Raw genomic sequence first — 20,896 nt, 5'->3', positions numbered from 1 at the left:
CAAAATTATAGCCTGTTTGAAGCAAATGATAAATTATTACGAAAACGTTATCGTTATTCTTGCCGATCCATTAAAATTATATGCATGCATTGTAAAATCCGCATTTAAAAATTATCTTTGGAAGCCTTTTGACCATAAATTGGCTTTTCAAAAAAAACAAATAAAAACCACAAAACTGAATTCTAAATTTGGTTTAGAAAAACAATAAAATAAAAACTATGGATTTTAATCTTACCGAAGAACATTTAATGATTCAGCAAGCTGCAAGAGATTTTGCTCAAAATGAATTATTACCCGGAGTTATTGAACGCGACGAGAAACAAATTTTTCCAACCGAACAGGTTAAAAAAATGGGTGAACTTGGGTTCATGGGAATGATGGTTGATCCAAAATACGGCGGAAGCGGACTTGATGCAATCTCTTATGTTATTGCAATGGAAGAAATTTCTAAAGTTGATGCTTCGGCTTCTGTAGTAATGTCTGTAAATAATTCTTTGGTTTGCTGGGGATTACAAGAGTTTGGAACAGAAGAACAAAAACAAAAATATTTACCGGGATTGGCTTCAGGTCAAATTCACGGCGCTTTTTGTTTAAGTGAGCCAGAAGCAGGAAGTGATGCAACTTCGCAAAAAACGACTGCGATTGATATGGGCGACCATTATCTAGTAAATGGAACAAAAAACTGGATTACAAACGGAAACACAGCTTCTGTATATTTGGTAATTGCTCAAACGCATCCTGAATTAAAACATAAAGGAATCAATGCTTTGATCATGACGAAAGATATGCCAGGTTTTTCTGTTGGTCCAAAAGAACAAAAAATGGGAATTCGCGGTTCTGATACACACTCTTTAATGTTTAGTGATGTAAAAGTTCCGAAAGAAAACAGAATTGGTGAAGACGGTTTCGGATTTAAATTTGCTATGAAAACGCTTGCCGGAGGTAGAATTGGTATCGCATCTCAGGCATTAGGAATTGCTTCTGGAGCTTATGAACTGGCTTTAAAATATTCTAAAGAGCGCAAAGCTTTTGGAACAGAAATCTGCAACCATCAGGCAATTGCTTTTAAACTGGCAGATATGGCTGTAAATATTGAAGCGGCTCGTCATTTATGTATGAAAGCGGCTTGGGATAAAGACCAGCATAAAAATTATGACGTGAGCGGTGCAATGGCAAAACTATTTGCTTCGCAAGTTGCAATGGATACAGCGGTTGAAGCGGTACAGATTCACGGAGGAAATGGTTATGTAAAAGAATACCATGTTGAACGTTTTATGCGTGATGCAAAAATCACTCAGATTTACGAAGGAACTTCGGAGATTCAAAAAATCGTTATTTCAAGATCTGTTATCGCTGGATAATCTTCTATAAAATAATTCATAAAAACCTTTTGAAGTTTAGGCTTTAAAAGGTTTTTTTTGTCCTGCTAACTATAATTTGAACGCTGATGAGGCGGATTCGTTGTCGCGAAAACGCTGATAAAACGGATTTCTATTATTTTTGAAAATAAAAAATCCGCCTCAATCTATGTCTTCGCGGCAGCGAATCTGTATAATCCGCGTGCTTAAAACTTATCAGAAAGATAAATGTAGAACGTTTTATGCGTGATGCAAAAATCACTCAGATTTACAAAGGAACTTCTGAGATTCAAAAAATCGTTATTTCAAGATCTGTTATCGCTGGATAATCTTCTATAAAATAATTCATAAAAACCTTTTGAAGTTTAGGCTTTAAAAGGTTTTTTTTGTCCTGCTAACTATAATTTGAACGCTGATAAAACGGATTTCTATTATTTTTGAAAATAAAAAATCCGCCTCAATCTGTGTCTTCGCTGCAGCGAATCTGTATAATCCGCGTGCTTAAAACTTATCAGAAAGATAACCACACAGAACTGTTAAATGAATTACATTTACACCAAAAGATTTAATTTTTATATACGAAGAGTTAAAATATTGGTACTTGCGGGATCATAAATTGTTTAGAACGCTGAGTTATTCACAAATCAAACAATTGTGTATTATTACCGGTTTTAAAAAGCATCAAAAGGAGAAATCATTTATTTTTCTTCTTTAGATGTGCCTCGTATTTTTTTACTTAAAAAAGGGAATATAAAAATTGTTGCCATTGATGATTATGGCAATGAAACGATAAAGGACATTATTCAAAAAGGAGATTTATTTATTTTACGCTGCTTTTTGCTAAACAACTCATGAACAATAAAAAATTAATGAAGATAATTGATTTTTTTATTGTCTTAATTTTTTACAGCTGCCTTTTTGGGCGAGCTGGAATTTATATTTGCTTAACGGAAAGTACATTACCATCGAAAGAAAGTTAAAATATTATTATATTGCAGGAACTTTGATTGGTGTTTTTTTTGGGATGTTTAGTTTGATTGTAATTTTGCAGACTTTTTTTCAAAAAACAAATCATTTTTCAAAGTACATAATGCCGGTTTTTATTCCAGTATTTTTTATAATTCTGGGAAGTATTCAGGTATTTAAAGTGTATAAAAAATATTTTAAATCAGCAGCTTTAGAAATTTAATCTAAAGAGCATCAAATTTTCGTTTATGAAAAAACTATACTTTCTTCTTCCATTTGTTTTTATTGCCTGTAAAACTAGCACATCCACAGTTAGTCAAAAAGAATCTAAACCAGAATCAACTGAGATCACTTATAAAGTGGAAGAATCTGAAGTTTCAGATTTTTTAAAATACCTTTCTTCGGATGAACTAGAAGGACGTGAAACGGGAACAAAAGGAATAGAAAAAGCGGCAGTTTTTTTAGAAGATTTCTTTAAAAAGAATAATGTAAAACCGTATTTCGCTTCTTATCGAGATACGTTAACTAATTTTAAATCTCCGGCTTTTAATATTGTTGGGGTTTTAGAAGGAACAGATCCGGTTCTTAAAAACGAATATGTTGTTTTAAGTGCACACTACGATCATATCGGAATTGAAAAAAAGAAACAAGCTGACCAAATTTTTAATGGTGCCAATGATGATGCTTCGGGCGTAACCGCTGTGGCGCAATTGGCAAAATATTTCAGTAAAACCCATTCTAATAAAAGAAGTATTCTTTTTGTGTTTTTTGCCGGAGAAGAAAAAGGTCTTTTGGGATCAAAAAGCATGGCTCCGAAACTGAAAGCAAAGAACTTCAATTTATATACTCAATTAAATATCGAAATGATTGGCGTTCCTATGAAACGTGATTATTTGGCATACATAACAGGTTTTGATAAATCGAACATGGCCGAAAAAATAAATGAATATACCGGAAAAAAGACAATTGGGTTTTTACCAAAAGAAGCGGAATATAAATTGTTTTACAGATCTGATAATTATTCGTTTTTTGAAGCTTTCGGGAAACCGTGCCAATCGATAAGTACTTTTGATTTTGAAAATTTTGATTTTTATCACCATGTTTCGGATGAATTTAAAGTAATGGATATTCCGCACATGACGGCTTTTATTCAGGAGTTTTTACCAGCAGTAACTAAAATTGCAACAACTCCAACAGAAGAAATTACAATGAATAAATAACAGTTCATTATTTTGGTTTTGCTTATTTTTGCTGCATGAAAAATATTATTGTTACCGGAACGAGTAGAGGAATTGGATATGAATTAGCATTACAGTTTGCCAATGCCGGAAATCAGGTTTTAGCGATTTCGAGAAAAATTCCAAAAACACTTTTAGAACATCAAAACGTAACCTGCTTGTCAATTGATTTAGCCAATGAAACAGCTTTGCAGGAAGTAGAAAATTTTCTTTCTTCGACATGGAAAAAAGTCGATGCAGTAGTTCATAACGCTGGGGCTTTGTTATTAAAACCTTTTGCAGAAACCACACAAGCTGATTTTGAAAGTATTTATAAAGTAAATGTTTTTGCTGTAGCCAATCTTACCAGAGTTTGTCTGCCCTATTTACAAAAAGGAAGTCACGTTGTAACCATAAGTTCAATAGGCGGAGTAAGAGGAAGTTTAAAATTTGCCGGATTAGCGGCTTACAGCTCAAGTAAAGGTGCCGTAATTACTTTAACCGAATTATTAGCAGAAGAATATAAAGAACGAGGTATTTCTTTTAATGTTTTAGCTTTGGGTTCGGTTCAAACCGAAATGCTGAATGAAGCTTTCCCAGGTTATCAAGCCCCAATTTCTGCTGAAGGAATGGCGACTTACATTTATGATTTTACATTAAATGGAAATAAATATTTTAATGGGAAAGTACTCGAAGTTTCATCTACAAATCCGTAATTAGTTTTGAGTTATGAATTATGAGTGATAATAATATTAAATATAGAACATACAAAACAAGTATAAATATTCTCATTTTTTCTTTTTACACTAATTCAAAAGTATATGAAATACCAAATGGAAGAAGTACAATTTTGCCTGGAATTAAATATTCTATTTTAACTATTTTATTTGGATGGTGGGGATTTGGATGGCCTTGGGAAAAATTCAGGGAAATTAAAAATTCGATAATCGCCTTACATATTAATTTTGATGGAGGAGAAGATTACACAAAAGTGTTTTCTGAAATGGATTATGATGAAAAAACGGTTTGGGTTTTTAATAATCTAAGACGAGAAATTTTTGAAAAAGTAGATATTCAAATCATTGATATAATGATAGATTTGCAAACGGAATTTATCAAATCAGAATCAGCAGGATTACTTGAAAAGAATATAATGTTTATGAATGAAAATTTAAAAAAGCTAAATATTATAAATCTAAGGAATTCAGATTTGGAAGAAATAATAAATAAAATGGAAGCATTTGAATTTAAAAGTAACTAAGAAATTTATAATTCATAACTAATAACTAATAATTAATAATTGACTTGAGCGATACATTAGCAAAATATATTCCGGAACATGCTGTAAAGCCTGTTTTTGATTTGATTGTAGCCAATCAAGTTCATCTTAAAATCGTAAATGAGCGTCAGACGCGTCATGGCGATTATAGGAGAGGACCGAGTGGTAAACATGAAATTACGGTTAATGCGAGTTTAAATAAGTACCGTTTTTTAATTACGCTCATTCATGAAATTTCCCATCTAGTTGCTTTCGAAAAATTTGGAAGAAATATAAAACCGCACGGAAATGAGTGGAAATATTCTTTTCAACGTTTAATGGTTCCATTTATACGACCAGAAATATTTCCAAGTCATTTGCTGCCTTTATTGGCACGTCATTTTAAAAATCCTTCGGCAAGCAGTGATACAGACACCACTTTATCTTTGGCATTAAAACAATACGATAAAGAGAGTGATAAGAACTATGTTTTTGAAATTCCCTACGGAAGTGTCTTCCGAATCAAAAACGGAAAAATATTCAAGAAAATAGCCGTTAGGACCAAACGTTTTGAATGTCTCGAAATAAGTTCAGGAAAAACATATCTTTTTAACCCAAATGCTGAGGTTGAGCTATTACCTGGAAATCACTAAAAAAATAAATTCCAATTAAACAGGAAATCTCAATAAAAAAAATCCAAATTCAATCTTAATAAAATTGGAATTTGGATTTTTTTATTGGAATTTAAAAAAGATTAACCTTTCAAATAAGCTTCTCTTACTTTCTTAAACAAGTTAGAAGAATAAACAAACTTCACAATGTCTTTGTTGTCAGTTCTAAATATTTCTTCTTTATTTCCTTGCCATGCTTTCAAGCCTTTTTTTAGAAAAACGATATTTTCACCAATTTCCATTACAGAGTTCATATCGTGTGTATTGATAACGGTTGTAATGTTATATTCTCTAGTGATTTCCTGAATTAAGTTGTCGATCAAAGTTGAAGTATTTGGATCAAGACCAGAGTTTGGTTCATCACAAAATAAATACTTCGGATTGTTTACAATAGCACGTGCAATGGCAACACGTTTCTGCATACCTCCAGAAATTTCAGAAGGTAATTTTTTATGAGCATCTATCAGATTTACTCTTTCTAAAACAAAATCAACACGTTCTTGAATTTGAGCTTTGTTTTTGTTAGTGAACATTCTTAGCGGGAATGCCACATTTTCTTCAACGGTCATCGAGTCAAATAAGGCACTTCCCTGAAATACCATTCCGATTTCAGTTCTTAACTCACGTTTTTCATCTTTGTCTAAATCAGAATAAACTCTTCCGTCAAATTCAATTGTTCCTGAGTCTGGCGTGTGAATTCCTAATAACGTTTTCAATAAAACTGTTTTTCCAGATCCACTTTGTCCAATAATCAAATTGGTTTTTCCAGTTTCAAATACCGTTGAAACGCCTTTTAAAACTTTGCTGTCACCAAACGATTTTTCTATGTTTTTTACTTCTATCATTATCCTAATAATAATTGGGTTAATATATAATTTAGGAGAATAATAGTAACAGATGTCCATACAAATGATGTCGTACTAGCCTTACCAACTTCTAATGCGCCACCTTTCATATAATATCCATGAAAAGATGGAATTGTTGCCAATAACATAGCAAAAATTAAAGTTTTGATAAATGCATAAGTAATATGAAAGGGTATGAAATCTTTCTGAGCTCCCATAATAAAATCGGCTCCTGTTGAAAATCCTCCGTAAGCACACGCTAGCCATCCTCCAAAAATTCCTAAAAACATACTTATCCCGATTACAAATGGATACATTAATAAAGCTATGATTTTTGGGAAAACAAGATAATTTACCGAGTTAACTCCCATAACTTCTAAAGCATCAATTTGCTCTGTAACGCGCATTGTTCCAATACTGGAAGTAATGTAAGATCCCATTTTTCCGGCCATAATTACCGAAATAAAAGTAGGTGCAAATTCTAAGACTACAGATTGACGTGTAGCGAAACCAATTAGATATTTTGGAATTAAAGGGTTTGTTAAGTTTAGCGCTGTTTGAATTGCAACAACTCCTCCAATGAAAAAAGAGATAAAGCAAACAATTCCAAGTGAGTCAATAATTAAATCGTCGATTTCTTTGAAAATTAATTTTTTCATAACAGACCATTTGGTCTGTTTATTAAAAATTTCTTTCAGCATTAAAAAATATTTTCCTATTTGGGATAAATAACGAATTAGCATCATAAGTTTTACAAATATTGGCTAAGGTAAAAATAAGTTATGAGTTTTGGGTAATGAGTTCCAGTTTTTCGAGTGTTTTAGCAATCAAATTAACTTTTGTTTCATTTTTTCAAAACGATATTTTCTGATAAATTTAGCCTGTTCAGGGGTAACTAATAAAGGAGTTTTAGCTTTTTTGGCTTTCCAAAACCCTTTTATGTAATCTAAAAATAAGAATGGTTTTTTCTTCATCATTGCCAATTTTGCCGAAGCAATTGCAGTAATCCAGAAACCATATCCTAATGTATAAAAAGCTTCGCCTTGTTTATAACGAGCTGTTTTGTTGTAGTTTGCACCTGTTGGTTTTAAATGTTTTACATGTAAAGATTCGTCGGTGACAACTTTCCAATCGTAATATTTACAAAGCAGTTCATCAACAGTGTCCCAACCCATTGCAGGGCGTAATCCACCAATTTGCTGAAAAGTTGCTGCTCTGTAAGCTTTCAAAGCGCCGCGAATGTGATCTTTATCGGTTAGATTTTCCAAAACCCATTCGCCGTTTTTATCGATATAACAGAATCCGCCAACCATTCCAATTTTTGGATCTGACTCGAAATGTTTGATTATAGTTTCAAAATAATTAGAAGGAAAAATTAAATCGCCGTCTATTTTTACAATAATATCGTAATTAGAATCCAGTGTTTCAAAGCCTTTTTGAAAAGCCTGAATTACTTTACTTCCCGGCAAATGAATCGCATCTGAAGTTTTGTTTACAACAGAAATGAAAGGATTATCCTTTGCAAATTCCAAAACAACTTCTTCTGTTTTATCAGTAGAATTGTCATTTACAACCACAACTTTTGATGGCAAAACGGTTTGAGAAACCAATGATTGTAAAGTCAGGCCAATTAAATCTTGCTCGTTGTGCGCGGGAATGACGATGTAATATTTCATTTTAAGAATTTTAGATTTTAGATTTTAGATTTTAGATTGTGTGGAAATCATCTAAAAATCAAAAATCAAAAATCGTTAATCTGCAATCTTAGTTCTTAACTTTTTCAGCAGCAACAATATAATATCTCGGAGTGAAATATCTTAATAAGGGTCTCAATCCAAACTTTTTTACCGGATGTGTAAATTGCAGACGATCTGTTATTTTCCATCCCGTTTTTTCTAAAAGCCAGTCTAACTGCCAATCTTCAAATTCGTGATAATGTCTGTCCCACATATCAGTTTTTGAGCGGTATGCCGGTGAAAACCATAAACGTAACGGAATTGAAATTAGCAATTTATCACATTTTACATTTTCTAAAATCGTGTATGGATTTAGTAAATGTTCGAAAATTTCAAATGCCGTAAAAACAGTATAATCTTCTGTTTGTAAAGCCGTTTGATCGTTGTCTAAATCTTCGCCTTTTGTGTTTTTTACAGTATAACCATTTTCTTCCATTATTTTAGAAAACGGATTTGGAACGCCAAAATCAAAAATGGTTTCTGATGTGCTAACGTGCTTTTGTAAAAACTCTAAGGTAAGTTTGAATCTTTTATTCGGAAATGTTTTTTCGTACATTTTTTATTTTTTATCAGCAAAGGCGCAAATATACTAAAAAAGTCCGCACTATTAAGATGCGGACTTTTTTAGTTTTCAGTATTCAGTCGCAGTTTACAGTGTGTTGAACTAATCTCTGCGACTGAATACTGTGACTGCAAACTAGTATCGATAAACAAAAGCATTAATATTCATTCCCGCTCCAACCGAAGCAAAAATGATAACGTCGCCTTTATTGATTTCATGGTTTTCAATTTTTCCCTGAAGGATTAAATCGTATAAAGTAGGAACGGTTGCAACACTGCTGTTTCCTAAATCATGAATACTCATTGGCATAATATCTTTAGGAGCCGTTTTGTCGTATAATTTGTAGAAACGTTCGATAATCGCTTCGTCCATTTTTTCGTTTGCCTGATGAATCAGGATTTTTTTTACATCGTCGATGGCAATTCCGCTTTGATCTAAACAGCTTTTCATTGCTAATGGAACGTTACTTAAAGCAAATTCGTAGATTTTACGACCGTACATTTTGATGTATTTAATATCCGGATCTAAATCTGGATTGTATGATTTTCCGAAGAAAAGGTAATTTGCTTCATCATTAGCATAAGTGGCACTTTCATAAGATAAAAGACCAGATTCATCGGTTGAAGCTTCTAAGATAGAAACTCCGGCTCCATCAGAATAAATCATCGAATCACGATCATGATCGTCAACAACTCTTGAAAGCGTTTCTGCACCAATTACCATAACTCTTTTTGCCATTCCGGATTTGATAAAAGCATTTGCTTGTAAAACACCTTCAATCCAGCCCGGACATCCAAAAAGAATATCGTAAGCCACACATTTAGGATTCTTAATGCCTAATTTGTTTTTAACACGAGTCGCTAAACTTGGTAAAATATCAGTTTGATGCGTTCCGGTTTTTACATCGCCAAAGTTGTGGGCAAAAATAATGTAGTCTAAAGTTTCGGCATCGATTTTTGCATTTGCAATTGCTTTTTCGGCTGCAAAAAAGGCTAAGTCTGATGCTGTATATTGAGGTTCGGCATAACGGCGATTTTCGATTCCGGTAATACCTTTGAATTTTTTTATTACGACTTCATTCGGGTAACCAAAAGGAGTTCCATCTTCATTCAAAAAAATATGCTTGTCAAAATCTGTGTTTTTTACTTCTAAACTAGGAATATAACTCCCAATGCCAATAATTTTTATTTTCATTTTTTCCCTTAATTATCCGATAAATTTCCTGCTAAAGTATAAATAAAAACATGATAACTATCATAAAAAATACTATGCATGCATATAATTATGGAATAACGATTTTTTGAATGATATAATGGTTATTTTCTAATGATTTTTTAATTTTTCCGAGATTTCAAACGATTGAAGTCAAAGTGGTGCTAAAAGTTTTTTTTGTTTCAGGTTTGTGGTTTCAGGTTTTTGTTGAGACTTGAAACCTGAAACTTGAAACAAAAACAAAACCCGACAAGTTTTTAAAACTTGTCGGGTTTGAATATTAATAAGAAAACTTATTTCTTAGTTTTCCATGTAAGCTTCAATAGGAGTACAGCTGCAAACTAAGTTTCTGTCACCGTATGCATCATCTACACGACGAACTGATGGCCAGAATTTATTTTCAGCAATATACTCTAATGGGTAAGCCGCTTTTTCTCTAGTATAAGGGAAATTCCAAGAATCTGTAGTTAACATTGCCAATGTGTGAGGTGCATTTTTCAATACATTGTTTTTATCATCGGCAGTTGCAGCTTCAATTTCTTTTCTAATTGAAATAAGAGCATCACAAAAACGATCTAATTCTGCTAAATCTTCAGATTCTGTAGGTTCAATCATTAAAGTTCCTGCTACCGGGAAAGAAACCGTAGGAGCGTGGAAACCGTAATCCATTAAACGTTTTGCGATATCACCAACTTCAATTCCGTTTTCTTTAAATGAACGGCAATCTAAAATCATTTCGTGAGCTGCTCTTCCACATTCTCCAGTATAAAGAATTGGATAGTGTCCTTCGAAACGAGATTTCATATAGTTAGCATTCAAAATTGCATGCTCTGTAGCACTTTTTAATCCTTCAGCTCCCATCATTGTAATGTAACCGTAAGAAATTAAACATACTAAAGCAGATCCGTAAGGTGCAGATGAAATAGCTGTAATAGCTTGTTCACCACCTACTTTTAAGATTGGGTTTGTTGGTAAAAATGGAACTAATTTTTCGTTCACACAAATTGGTCCAACTCCAGGTCCACCGCCGCCGTGAGGAATAGCGAATGTTTTGTGTAAGTTTAAGTGACAAACGTCAGCACCAATTGTAGCAGGATTTGTTAATCCAACTTGTGCGTTCATGTTTGCACCATCCATATATACTAATCCGCCATTATCGTGGATTAATTTAGTGATTTCAATAATTGAAGATTCAAAAACTCCGTGAGTAGAAGGATACGTTACCATTAAACAAGATAAATCATCTTTGTGTTCAATAGCTTTTTCTCTTAAATCTTCTACATCAATATTTCCTTCCGGAGTAGTTTTAGTAACGATGATTTTCATTCCGGCCATAGCTGCAGAAGCAGGGTTTGTTCCGTGAGCCGATGAAGGAATTAAACATACATTACGGTGACCTTCGTTTCTTGACATATGGTAAGCACGAATAGCCATTAAACCTGCATATTCTCCTTGAGCTCCTGAATTAGGCTGTAATGTTGTTCCGGCAAATCCGGTAATTACATTTAATTGCTGCTCTAATTTTTTAAGCATTGTGATATAACCTTCCGCTTGTTCTACTGGTGCAAACGGGTGAATGCTGTTCCAGTTTGGCATTGATAAAGGTAACATTTCTGAAGCTGCGTTTAATTTCATCGTACAAGAACCTAATGAAATCATTGAGTGATTCAACGATAAATCTTTACGCTCTAACTTTTTGATATAACGCATTAACTGACTTTCTGAATGATGGTTGTTGAATACATCATGTGTTAAGAAAGGCGACGTTCTTTCTAATGAAGCAGGTAATTGACTAGCAGTTGCTAATTCAGAAACAGTAAAAGTTTCTTTTCCTAAAGCTTCAGCAAAAATGGCAATAATTTGGTTAATGTCGGCAATTGAAGTTGTTTCGTTTAACGAAATAGAAATTGTATCGGCATCAACATAGAAGAAGTTTACTTCGTTTTTCTCAGCAATAGCTTTTACTTTTTGAGTGTCTGCTTTTACCGAAATAGTGTCAAAGAAAGCTGTGTTAGTTTGGAAAACTCCTAATTTATTTAAAGCTTCAGAAGCAGTAACCGCCGATGCGTGAACTTTGTTAGCAATATATCGTAATCCTTTTGGTCCGTGGTAAACCGCATACATTCCGGCCATAACAGCCAATAAAACCTGAGCTGTACAAATATTTGAAGTAGCTTTTTCACGTTTAATGTGCTGCTCACGAGTTCCTAATGCCATACGTAAAGCGCGGTTTCCATTTGTATCGATAGAAACTCCAATGATACGGCCTGGCATAGATCGCTTGTATTCGTCTTTAGTTGCAAAAAACGCAGCATGAGGACCACCATAACCCATTGGCACACCAAAACGTTGTGAAGTTCCAACAACTACTGCTGCTCCCATTTCTCCTGGAGAAGTTAAGACAGCTAATGATAAAATATCAGCAGCAAAGGCAACTTTTATTTCATTTTCTTTTGCTTTAGCAACAAAAGCGCTGTAATCGTTTACCTGACCATATTTTCCTGGATACTGTAAAATAGCTCCAAAAAACTCAGTTGAAAAATCAAAAGTTTCATGGTTTCCAACAACTAATTCAATTCCAATTGGAGTTGAACGTGTTTGCAGTACCGATAAAGTTTGTGGTAAAATTTCTTCAGAAACGAAGAATTTATGTGTATTGTTTTTCTTTTGATCACGAGTACGAACGTCAAATAATAACGCCATAGCTTCTGCAGCAGCAGTTCCTTCATCAAGTAAAGATGCATTTGCAATTTCCATTCCTGTTAACTCGATAACAGTAGTCTGGAAATTTAAAATTGCTTCAAGACGACCTTGAGCAATTTCTGCCTGATAAGGTGTGTAAGCTGTATACCATCCTGGATTTTCGAAAATATTTCTCTGAATTGGCGCAGGAACGATAGTTGGATGATAACCCAAACCAATATATGATTTGAATACTTTATTTTTCTTTCCTAATTCCTGAATATGATTTGCAAATTCGTACTCCGTCATTGCAGGATCCAAATTCAAAGGCGCTTTTAAACGAATATCGTCCGGAAGGGTTTCATAAACAAGTTGTTCGATCGAGTCAACACCAATGGTTTGTAACATGTGTTGAAGATCTGTTTCTCTTGGGCCAATGTGTCTTAAAGCAAAAGCATCTGTTTTCATCTGTAGCAGTCTATTTTTTAAAGATCAAAAGTAATTTGCCGAGTGTTTCTATACGATTTTACAAGGTTTATTACAATTTATAGTAAATGTGTTGTTTTTTTGTGGCGCAAAATTAAGTATTATTAATAATTTAATGGGTATTTTTAACTTCAATTTTTATCAAATTTATAACTAAAGAGTTGATTTGTTACCAATTGATTAGATTTGAGGTATGAAACTTCTAAAACAAATATTAGATTTTTATTTAAATAGCAGTATTCACGTGGCTTTATCGTGTTATGCTTTGGTTCGTATTACTTTTCATTTCTTTCATATTCAGTATGATGAACCTATGGCATTGTTTGTTTTTTTTGGAACAATTGTAGGATATAATTTTGTAAAATATGATGCTTTGGTTCGCGTGAAAAGAAAACCGGTTGGCATTCAATTAAAAATTATCGCTGTTTTAAGTTTCATTTCGGTCATTTTAGTCGGCTATTATTTTTTTCATTTAAAGCGAATTACTCAAATTGTTTCCGTAGTAATTTTTGCCATAACGGCACTTTATACTTTACCGTTTTTTCCAAACAGAAAAAATGCCCGAAACTGGGCAGGAGTAAAAATTTATATCGTAGCACTTTGCTGGGTGGGAGCCACTTTGGTTTTACCCTATATAAATGCTGAAATCCCTTTTACAGCCAACTTTTTTATAAAATGTATTCAGCGTTTTGTATTGGTTTTTGTCCTGATTTTGGTTTTTGAAATAATAGATTTAGCAAATGATGATCCACATTTGCAAACCGTTCCGCAGACCATTGGTGTAAAACGAACTAAGATTTTAGGATTCTCACTTTTAGTTCCGTTTTGGGTTTTAGGAATTTTATCTTTTACGCTTCACGACCTTATTATCAACCTGATAATGGTTGTGACTTTAATGCTTTTTATCTTTTTTGCTAATACAAATCGCTCTCGATATTATACTTCTTTTTGGGTCGAAAGTGTGCCGATATTTTGGTGGCTGATGATTGCGTTTTTGTAAAAAGAAGTCAAAGTTTCTAAATAATTTGTGCGTGTCCCTTCGGGTCGGGCTTTCGGCTATATCTTTTATTCCGCTTCGCTTCATAAAAGGATACCGCCTCAATCCCTCACGCAAACCGTAAAACGAGAAAATTCATTTTCAAAATATATTGAGATAATATAAAATATTAGTAACATAGCCAATGGTTTCAACCATTGGGACGTTTTGTATACATAACGTTTCCCGCGGTTGAAACCGCGGGCTATGTTTGAATTGTAGAGTTTGAAAAATAAATTTGTTTTTAATTGCCTCCAGCTTTAGCTGGAGGTAAAAAATGAGTCTCCCAAGAAGGCTTTAGCCAAAAGATAAAGTTTGGCTAAAGCCAGGAATATTTAATCCTATTAACCTCCAGCTAAAGCTGGAGGCAATTGAAAATATCTTTTTAATCTGCGAAATTTGCGTGAAATAAATGCCCAGTAATTTATTTCGCTTTTTGTTCAGCCAAAGCTTTATTCAAATCAGCTTTAGCCTCATCAAGTTTTTTTCTTTTTTTGTCGATTTTTTCTTTGCTTTCTTTGTCTTTAATAGCTTCATTCAAATCGGCAGTTCTTTCATTTACTTTTTGCTGTTTCTCTTTTACCTTTTTATCAAGATCTTTATTGACTGTTTTTGTAGTACAGTTTTTCTTGGTCTGTGCGATAGCATCTTCAACTCCTTTAATCTGGTTTTGATTTCCGGCTTTTTTCGCGGCAGCTAATTTTGTATTTAACTCACATAATTTTCGTTCACAATCTTTTAGGTTTTTGCAATTGTTCTGCGAAAAACCAATAAAAGAAATAGAAAAAAGAAGTACAGTTAATATCGTTTTTAATTTCATAAGTATGTTTTTGATTAATTTTTCTGAATCATTCAGAAGTGGATTACTTAGAAAAGTAAGAAAATTGTCTTAAAAAAGTTTTTCTGAAACTTCTTTCAAAACCTTATTTCTTTCCAAAAGAAAATTAGTAAGATGCTTTTCTAAAAATAAAATATCGAAAAGTTCTCCAAATATCCCAAACGGAGTTTCGTACTGTAATACATCTTTCATGATCGTTACGCCATTTTGTTCCTCAAAAATATGTTCATGTCTGAAAGATTTGAATTTTCCTTCTTCCATTTCATCTACAAAATAATCATAAAAATCCATTATAGGAATTCGGGTTTTGTGCGTGAGATAAACCCCGAAGTGCTTACCTCGCCAAGTTACCGTTTCATTTAAATTTATTAAACCAGAAGTTACGCCGGCGATTGCTTTTTCTTTTGTAGGACTGGCAGATTGCTGGTGAATATCGATATTTCGTGATGCATCAAAAACGATTTGTTTTGAGGCTTTTATTTTTGTTGTTAGGTGTATTGTTGTCATTATTTGTTAGGTTTAACTTTGTCAAAGTTTATAACTTTGACAAAGTTGTTTAGCGTAATAAATTTTTAAAAGCATTATCAATATCTCCAAACTTAAATTGAAACCCATTTTCCAAAAGCCTTTTCGGAATCACATTTCTACTTTTCAAAACCAATTCAGGTTCTGTTCGAATAAAAAATGCTCCAATTTCAAGAAAGAATTTGTTAAGCGGAATTCCAAAAGGAAAACCAACTTCTTTTCTAAGTTTCTGTATAAAATCGATATTTCGAATTGGTTCTGGAGAAACAATATTGATAACGCCTGTAATTTCTTTTTCAATAACAAGATCAACCGCATTCGCAAAATCTTCCTCATGAATCCAGCTTACAAACTGATTTCCCTTTCCTTGTTTTCCTCCAAAACCAATTTTAGCCAAAGTTTTCAACGGAATTAAGGCGCCTCCATTTTTTCCTAAAACTATAGAAGTTCGCAAAGCTGTTTTTAACGTATTTGGAGTTTCGGTTTTAAAAAATGCTTTTTCCCAGGAAAGTGCCACATTTATAGAAAAATCATTTCCGATTTCACCGTCGACTTCATCCATTTGTTTGTCTAAAGAAAAACGATAAATAGTTGCCGTTGATGAATTAAGCCAATGCTTCGGCGGATTTTTGCAATTCAAAACAGCTTTATTTAAAATCTTGGTGCTTTCAATTCTAGACCAAAGAATTTCTTTTTTATTCTCTTTGGTATAACGACAATCAACAGATTTTCCGGCGAGATTAATTAAAACCGAAGCATTTTCCAATTCCTTTTCCCAGCCTGAAAAAGTTCTGGCATTCCAGTTTGCATATTTAATTCCGTTAGTTGTCTGCGATTTTCCTCGGGTCAGAATTACAATTTCTTCGAATTTATCTTTGATATGATTGACTAAAACTTGTCCTAGAAAACCTGTTCCGGCTGCGATTATGAGTTTTTTCATTGAGGGTAGATTTTTTGCCACGAATTACACGAATTTTTTTGGAAGTATTTTTGCGGAATATTAATTCGTGGAAATTAGTGTAATTCGTGGCAACCTAATATTTTACAATTAAAAAGTGTTCTTTTTTTCAATATCAGGAAATACATTATCAATTCGTCTTGCCAGTTCGGGTAATTTAATTGTTGGAACAGCCGGAAATAAATGATGTTCTAAATGATAAAACATGCTGAACGTAATTTTGTTTTTCCAACCTTCTCGTTGTGTTCTGGCAAATTCAGGAGAATCTTCTGTATCATGATGCACCGTCCAGACCGCAAAAAAAGCCATTAAAAATTCGGCGAAGACCATCATAATGAAATGATAGATCAGAAAATGAATTTGAAAATAGAAAATTATAAAGGTTACTACAGCAATTGAAAAAAGTTCTAAGATTACATTTTTGACATAATTTCTATTCCCTTTCTGCAAAGTCACTTTATGAATCAAAAACATATGAACTGGCCCATAAAGAATAGCTCCGTACCAAGTCATTTTTGCTGATTTTCCTTCGTAATCTTCCTCAGACAAACAATATTTATGATGTCGTATATGATTGAATTTAACAGCATGAATTGAAACCATCAATAAAATACTGTTTGAATAAAGTGTAAACCAAGTCAAGAATTTATTTGTTCCTAATGAATTATGAAAACCATTATGTACTTGTCTTAATCCGGCTAGAAAGAAAAAAGCTGAAAACGGAATCGCTAATAAATAATATCCGAAGTAAGCAAGTGTCATAGAAACTAGAAACCACGGAATTGTCAAGTTGTTTTCAATTAGCATTTCTTTAAAGCTAAGAGTTTTCAAATCTTTCCATTGCACTTTTTTGAGTATTTCCTGATGTGTCATTTTTTATGATTTAAGGTTTTCTTTAAACCCGACAGGTTTTTAAAACCTGTCAGGTTTGTTTAGGAATGGTTATGCTTTAAAGACCAATCTTTCTTCTCTTTGTACTTCTTTGGCTTTTCGTTTTCCTCTAAAAAAGAAATACAAGTTGAAGAATAACATGATACCAAGATAAATAGAAAACCCACCAATTTTATAACTTAAATTTTCAATTAATTCCTGATATGTATCGTTGCTTAATTGCAATTCTAAGATCATTAAGGCAAAACCAATATTTAAAAGATAAAATCCGGTTTCAAAAAGTTTGTTGGTTGCTTCTGCAATTTCTTCTCTGCCTTTAAAGATGTCAAGCATAAAGATTTTTCCGTTTTTAAAAAGCGTTTTAGAAACGTAATAAGTTAGAAATAAAGCGACTGGTAAATAAATACTGTAACCGATTAAGATTTTTGTAGTTTCCATAATATTTAGTTTTTGTTGTTATGAATTAGTTTTTGAATGTATTTAGTTATAATTAAAATGTTGAGGTAATGCAGGATTGAAATAATAAAAATTATGACAGCCGTTTTTATACAGATCGTTTCAATCAATTGTGTTGATGAAATAATTTTCTGCCAGGAGATTAAAGTCATGGCACAATAACCAATATTTAAAAGATAATAAGCTAAAAGCAAAACCTGATTTATTTTTTGGCAGAGGTCAGCATGATTTGGAATTAGATCTGCCACATAAATATTTCCATTTTTGTAACAGATTTTTCCAACTTTTAGAATAATGAAAGTCGTAATGCTGAGATATATTAAATATCCAATGATGTTGAAATTCATAATCAAAGTAGTTTATAGTGGACAATTAAATTATAAATAAACAAGGCTGAATTTACTGTTGCAAACAATACAAAAAGCATATTCATAAAGTAGCTTCCAATTTTGAAAATTATTCTTTGAGGAATTTGATACATTGGATAATAAGCAATTTGGGTTGCAACTTTTCCGACCCAATAAAAAGCAATTAACCCTGTTAATGCAACTGCTAAAGCTGATTGTTCTTTTAGTTCAGTTGTAAATAAGATGGCAATTAATCCAAAACAAAAGTTTAGTCCCTGAATATATCGTCCGTAAGTTTTAGCTATTTCCTGATTTAATGGTTTAAGTTGTTTTACATCATTGTACCAGTCAAAAACGTTGTGGCGAATATAAGGGTAAATAAGTGCTGTAAATATTTGGCCTATTCCACTTAGGATTATCAACCAATTAGGTATTGTTAAGCTCATAATTTCTTTTTTTGATTGTAAATAATAAACGTAAGGAAGAATATTAATGAAATAGGCAATAAGAAAAGCCAGCTAAACTCTCCGTTCCAGATCAGGAAGAAAAGAATTACCAAACCAAAATAAATATAAATCAGTCTGTTTCTTGGAAATAGTATTACAAATAAAAGAGCAGCTAAAACTTGCAATCCACCTGTAACGGCTAAGCCATAACCGCCAAGTAATAAAAACATTAAGGCAGCTATATTTATAATTTCTAAAACTTTGAAAGTTGTTTTCATAACTATTTATTGTTTTTAAACTTTCAGAAAAAAATGAAAGTTTTGATTAAATTTTTTTATTTCATCATTTTTATAACCAATTTCCCTAACCAGTTTTCATTGAATTCAGTCACTTTATCCAGCATATTATCTGCCTTTAAAACGAAATCGTATAATTTGGAAGTTTGGTCAACAAAGTGTTTTTCTTCTGCAGAATCTTTTGCTTCAATTGTCGAAACTTCTTTTAAGATTTTAAGTGCAGGTTTAATTTCTCTTTTGCTTCTTTCTCTGGAGATTTTTGCTGCTAATTCATCTAAATCTTTTTCGGCAGTAAAAAATTCTCTTCTTTCGCCGGCTTTAAATTCTTTATATACAATTCCCCAATCCATTAATCCTCTCAGATTCATGCTTGCATTTCCTCGTGAAATTTGCAATTCTTCCATAATGTCTTCCATAGAAACAGCTTCGTTTGAGATCATTAATAAAGCGTGGATTTGCGCCATCGTTTTATTAATTCCCCATTGAGAACCTAAAGCTCCCCAGGTTTGTACAAACTTATTTTTTGCTTCTTTGAATTCCATAGATCAAAAGTAATTAAAAGTTTTTAAACTTTCAAAAATAATTGAAAGTTTGTTTTTTGAATTGTTTTATTCTTTTTTAGACTAAATAAAAACCTGTTTCATGTATTGATTTTAATTGATTGATAACCAATATTCTTTGTTCTGCGGCAATTTTTTTATTTGGCTAATGCATCTGCAATAATTTTGAAATCAGAAAAAATAAGCTAGCAATCTTTTTTTCAAAGCTTGTTTCAAGTTGAAAAGAATAAATTTTATGACATTCTCCCTGAAACAGCAAATCAAACAAAATCACTAAGTGGAGCTGTCTCGCACAGAAAAAAAGCGGCTGCGTAAACCGAAAAGCAGAAATAGAGTAGGTCATAAAATTTTAAAAATTAATTATCATGGCAATTCAAACAGTAGGAAAATTTAAATTAAATCAACAAGGCGGATACGTTTGCAGAACTGAGTTTGTATACTTAGACTCAAATGGTCAATTACAAAGTTCTTCTCAAACTGGTAATGAACTTTTAGGTCAGTCGTATACGACAGATCCGGGAAGCCTTGGCGTACCGGACGGATCAACGCTTTGGATGAAAATCTGGGTTATGGCCGGACACGATAATCAGGCGCAGCAAGCGTTTATATATCAGTCGGGAAATTCGGCTGTTGCTGATTACACTTGTTCAGGAACTACACTTTCTAATCATTTAGCTTTAGATGGCGTAAGTTCATAGTAACTTAAATAAGTTTTAAAACCACTGATATTGCAATACAATATTGGTGGTTTTTTGTTTAAAGCAGGTGTTTATACGGGTAAAATTTTCTTGTGTCACACTTAACCTGTTTCATGTCAAAGAAACTCCATTTCACATCATTTTTTCTTTTATGTCTACTTATCTGATATAGTTTTGAAGTAGAAATAAACCAAAGTATTCTTATTTAAAACACTCGATATTTAAATAAGAATATAAAAATAAAATATCAAATAGGTGGAGCAGAACCCACTTAAAAAAACGAGGCGGTTCCGAAAAGCCTTATGAGTAGGAAAACCAAAAATACAAAAGTTATGGAAGATTTATTAGCAGGTGCTTATTTAGCAAAAGGCACAATAGGAAATGTAGGAACACCAGGTGCTCCTATCGCATCATTTAGTTTAGTTGTTGTACCATCACAAAATTCTGTTTCTGGTACAGTGGTAGTTACTCAGGCAATAAATGGTCCTGATAGTCATATTGTTGTTCAAGTAACTGGAAAAATATATGCAACTGGATTTGGGCAATTTACACAAGTTGTGAGTTTACAAGGGAAATATGTTCATACTTTCCCTCCACCGGCAATTGGTGCTTTTTTAGCAGATTTTGATGCTCATTTAGCAATCGATGGTGCATGGAACGGAACTGGAGGTTTTTCATACTATGAACATAATATTGAAAACGTACCAGTTAAAGCAGTAAATGTATTACAAACAGAGTTGGCATAATATAACAGACCCCAAATATTAACAACTCGAATCACGAAACATTTTAGGATTTAATTACGCCTGATTTGGTTACAGTTTTGATTGAAAGGGTCGTCTTTTAGACGAC

24 protein-coding genes are annotated in these 20,896 nt (G+C 32.8%); 9 read left to right on the top strand and 15 right to left on the bottom strand.

Annotation, left to right across the window (positions count from 1 at the left end):
• Window positions 1-218: 218 nt before the first annotated feature.
• The 6 genes from BUE10_RS16535 (at window position 219) to BUE10_RS16500 (ending at window position 5,452) form a co-directional block, all read left to right on the top strand.
• Window positions 219-1,361 carry an acyl-CoA dehydrogenase gene (locus BUE10_RS16535; RefSeq protein ID WP_053470769.1) on the top strand — a complete coding sequence of 381 codons (1,143 nt, stop codon included), beginning with the start codon at window positions 219-221 and terminating at the stop codon, window positions 1,359-1,361.
• A 212-nt stretch (window positions 1,362-1,573) separates the two neighbouring features.
• Complete coding sequence (locus BUE10_RS16530; protein WP_410503645.1) at window positions 1,574-1,687, top strand: acyl-CoA dehydrogenase family protein; 114 nt, start codon at window positions 1,574-1,576, stop codon at window positions 1,685-1,687.
• 885 nt (window positions 1,688-2,572) lie between these two features.
• Window positions 2,573-3,544, top strand: a complete 972-nt coding sequence (locus BUE10_RS16515; protein WP_073486804.1) for a M20/M25/M40 family metallo-hydrolase — start codon at window positions 2,573-2,575, stop codon at window positions 3,542-3,544.
• A 35-nt stretch (window positions 3,545-3,579) separates the two neighbouring features.
• Window positions 3,580-4,257 carry an SDR family NAD(P)-dependent oxidoreductase gene (locus BUE10_RS16510; protein ID WP_073486803.1) on the top strand — a complete coding sequence of 226 codons (678 nt, stop codon included), beginning with the start codon at window positions 3,580-3,582 and terminating at the stop codon, window positions 4,255-4,257.
• A gap of 20 nt (window positions 4,258-4,277) precedes the next feature.
• Window positions 4,278-4,802, top strand: a complete 525-nt coding sequence (locus tag BUE10_RS16505; protein ID WP_073486801.1) for a hypothetical protein — start codon at window positions 4,278-4,280, stop codon at window positions 4,800-4,802.
• Window positions 4,803-4,846: 44 nt separating this feature from the next.
• Window positions 4,847-5,452 carry a SprT-like domain-containing protein gene (locus BUE10_RS16500; RefSeq protein ID WP_073486799.1) on the top strand — a complete coding sequence of 202 codons (606 nt, stop codon included), beginning with the start codon at window positions 4,847-4,849 and terminating at the stop codon, window positions 5,450-5,452.
• A gap of 101 nt (window positions 5,453-5,553) precedes the next feature.
• Here the strand turns inward: BUE10_RS16500 and BUE10_RS16495 are convergent, their stop codons facing one another.
• The 6 genes from BUE10_RS16495 to gcvP all read right to left on the bottom strand — a co-directional run bounded on the left by BUE10_RS16495 (window position 5,554) and on the right by gcvP (window position 12,975).
• Window positions 5,554-6,315: an ABC transporter ATP-binding protein gene (locus BUE10_RS16495; protein WP_035650552.1), complete on the bottom strand. Its 762-nt coding sequence runs from the start codon at window positions 6,313-6,315 to the stop codon at window positions 5,554-5,556.
• Window positions 6,315-7,061: an MlaE family ABC transporter permease gene (locus BUE10_RS16490; protein ID WP_026727919.1), complete on the bottom strand. Its 747-nt coding sequence runs from the start codon at window positions 7,059-7,061 to the stop codon at window positions 6,315-6,317. Before BUE10_RS16490 ends, BUE10_RS16495 begins: the two co-directional genes overlap by 1 nt.
• An 81-nt stretch (window positions 7,062-7,142) precedes the next feature.
• Window positions 7,143-7,991 (bottom strand): glycosyltransferase family 2 protein, encoded by an 849-nt coding sequence (locus tag BUE10_RS16485; RefSeq protein WP_073486797.1) that lies wholly within the window; start codon window positions 7,989-7,991, stop codon window positions 7,143-7,145.
• Between the two features lie 88 nt (window positions 7,992-8,079).
• Window positions 8,080-8,607 (bottom strand): methyltransferase, encoded by a 528-nt coding sequence (locus tag BUE10_RS16480; protein WP_073486795.1) that lies wholly within the window; start codon window positions 8,605-8,607, stop codon window positions 8,080-8,082.
• 141 nt (window positions 8,608-8,748) lie between these two features.
• Entirely contained in the window at window positions 8,749-9,807 is a 1,059-nt protein-coding gene (locus BUE10_RS16475) for a 3-oxoacyl-ACP synthase III family protein (RefSeq protein ID WP_073486793.1), read from the bottom strand.
• 318 nt (window positions 9,808-10,125) lie between these two features.
• The gene (gene gcvP, locus BUE10_RS16470; protein WP_073486791.1) at window positions 10,126-12,975 is read right to left on the bottom strand and encodes an aminomethyl-transferring glycine dehydrogenase; all 2,850 of its coding nucleotides are present in this window, start codon (window positions 12,973-12,975) and stop codon (window positions 10,126-10,128) included.
• Between the two features lie 211 nt (window positions 12,976-13,186).
• Between gcvP and BUE10_RS16465 the strand changes: the two genes are divergently transcribed.
• Window positions 13,187-13,993: a UbiA prenyltransferase family protein gene (locus BUE10_RS16465; protein ID WP_073486789.1), complete on the top strand. Its 807-nt coding sequence runs from the start codon at window positions 13,187-13,189 to the stop codon at window positions 13,991-13,993.
• 460 nt (window positions 13,994-14,453) lie between these two features.
• Here BUE10_RS16465 and BUE10_RS16460 read toward each other — a convergent pair whose 3' ends face one another.
• From BUE10_RS16460 to BUE10_RS16420, 9 genes are all read right to left on the bottom strand, one after another.
• Window positions 14,454-14,849 carry a DUF1090 family protein gene (locus tag BUE10_RS16460; RefSeq protein WP_083598123.1) on the bottom strand — a complete coding sequence of 132 codons (396 nt, stop codon included), beginning with the start codon at window positions 14,847-14,849 and terminating at the stop codon, window positions 14,454-14,456.
• A gap of 69 nt (window positions 14,850-14,918) precedes the next feature.
• The gene (locus tag BUE10_RS16455) at window positions 14,919-15,374 is read right to left on the bottom strand and encodes an SRPBCC family protein (protein ID WP_073486787.1); all 456 of its coding nucleotides are present in this window, start codon (window positions 15,372-15,374) and stop codon (window positions 14,919-14,921) included.
• Window positions 15,375-15,423: 49 nt separating this feature from the next.
• Complete coding sequence (locus BUE10_RS16450) at window positions 15,424-16,332, bottom strand: TIGR01777 family oxidoreductase (protein WP_073486786.1); 909 nt, start codon at window positions 16,330-16,332, stop codon at window positions 15,424-15,426.
• A 108-nt stretch (window positions 16,333-16,440) separates the two neighbouring features.
• Window positions 16,441-17,223 carry a fatty acid desaturase family protein gene (locus BUE10_RS16445; RefSeq protein WP_073486784.1) on the bottom strand — a complete coding sequence of 261 codons (783 nt, stop codon included), beginning with the start codon at window positions 17,221-17,223 and terminating at the stop codon, window positions 16,441-16,443.
• Between the two features lie 69 nt (window positions 17,224-17,292).
• Window positions 17,293-17,679 (bottom strand): hypothetical protein, encoded by a 387-nt coding sequence (locus tag BUE10_RS16440; RefSeq protein ID WP_073486783.1) that lies wholly within the window; start codon window positions 17,677-17,679, stop codon window positions 17,293-17,295.
• A 5-nt stretch (window positions 17,680-17,684) separates the two neighbouring features.
• Window positions 17,685-18,044: a hypothetical protein gene (locus BUE10_RS16435; protein WP_073486781.1), complete on the bottom strand. Its 360-nt coding sequence runs from the start codon at window positions 18,042-18,044 to the stop codon at window positions 17,685-17,687.
• A 2-nt stretch (window positions 18,045-18,046) separates the two neighbouring features.
• Window positions 18,047-18,490: a hypothetical protein gene (locus tag BUE10_RS16430; RefSeq protein ID WP_073486779.1), complete on the bottom strand. Its 444-nt coding sequence runs from the start codon at window positions 18,488-18,490 to the stop codon at window positions 18,047-18,049.
• Window positions 18,487-18,768, bottom strand: coding sequence for a hypothetical protein (locus BUE10_RS16425; protein ID WP_073486777.1), 282 nt, complete (start codon window positions 18,766-18,768; stop codon window positions 18,487-18,489). The genes BUE10_RS16430 and BUE10_RS16425 overlap by 4 nt, the downstream gene beginning before the upstream one ends.
• A gap of 56 nt (window positions 18,769-18,824) precedes the next feature.
• Window positions 18,825-19,328 (bottom strand): GbsR/MarR family transcriptional regulator, encoded by a 504-nt coding sequence (locus BUE10_RS16420; RefSeq protein ID WP_073486775.1) that lies wholly within the window; start codon window positions 19,326-19,328, stop codon window positions 18,825-18,827.
• Window positions 19,329-19,711: 383 nt separating this feature from the next.
• Between BUE10_RS16420 and BUE10_RS16410 the strand changes: the two genes are divergently transcribed.
• On the top strand, window positions 19,712-20,044 hold the full coding sequence (locus BUE10_RS16410; protein ID WP_053470797.1) for a hypothetical protein: 333 nt from the start codon (window positions 19,712-19,714) through the stop codon (window positions 20,042-20,044).
• A gap of 302 nt (window positions 20,045-20,346) precedes the next feature.
• Window positions 20,347-20,790 (top strand): DUF1842 domain-containing protein, encoded by a 444-nt coding sequence (locus tag BUE10_RS16405; RefSeq protein WP_234984755.1) that lies wholly within the window; start codon window positions 20,347-20,349, stop codon window positions 20,788-20,790.
• Window positions 20,791-20,896 lie beyond the last annotated feature (106 nt).

Source organism: Flavobacterium sp. CF108 (assembly GCF_900129795.1).
GTDB lineage: Bacteria > Bacteroidota > Bacteroidia > Flavobacteriales > Flavobacteriaceae > Flavobacterium.
This window is presented reverse-complemented; position numbering and strand designations above follow the sequence as displayed.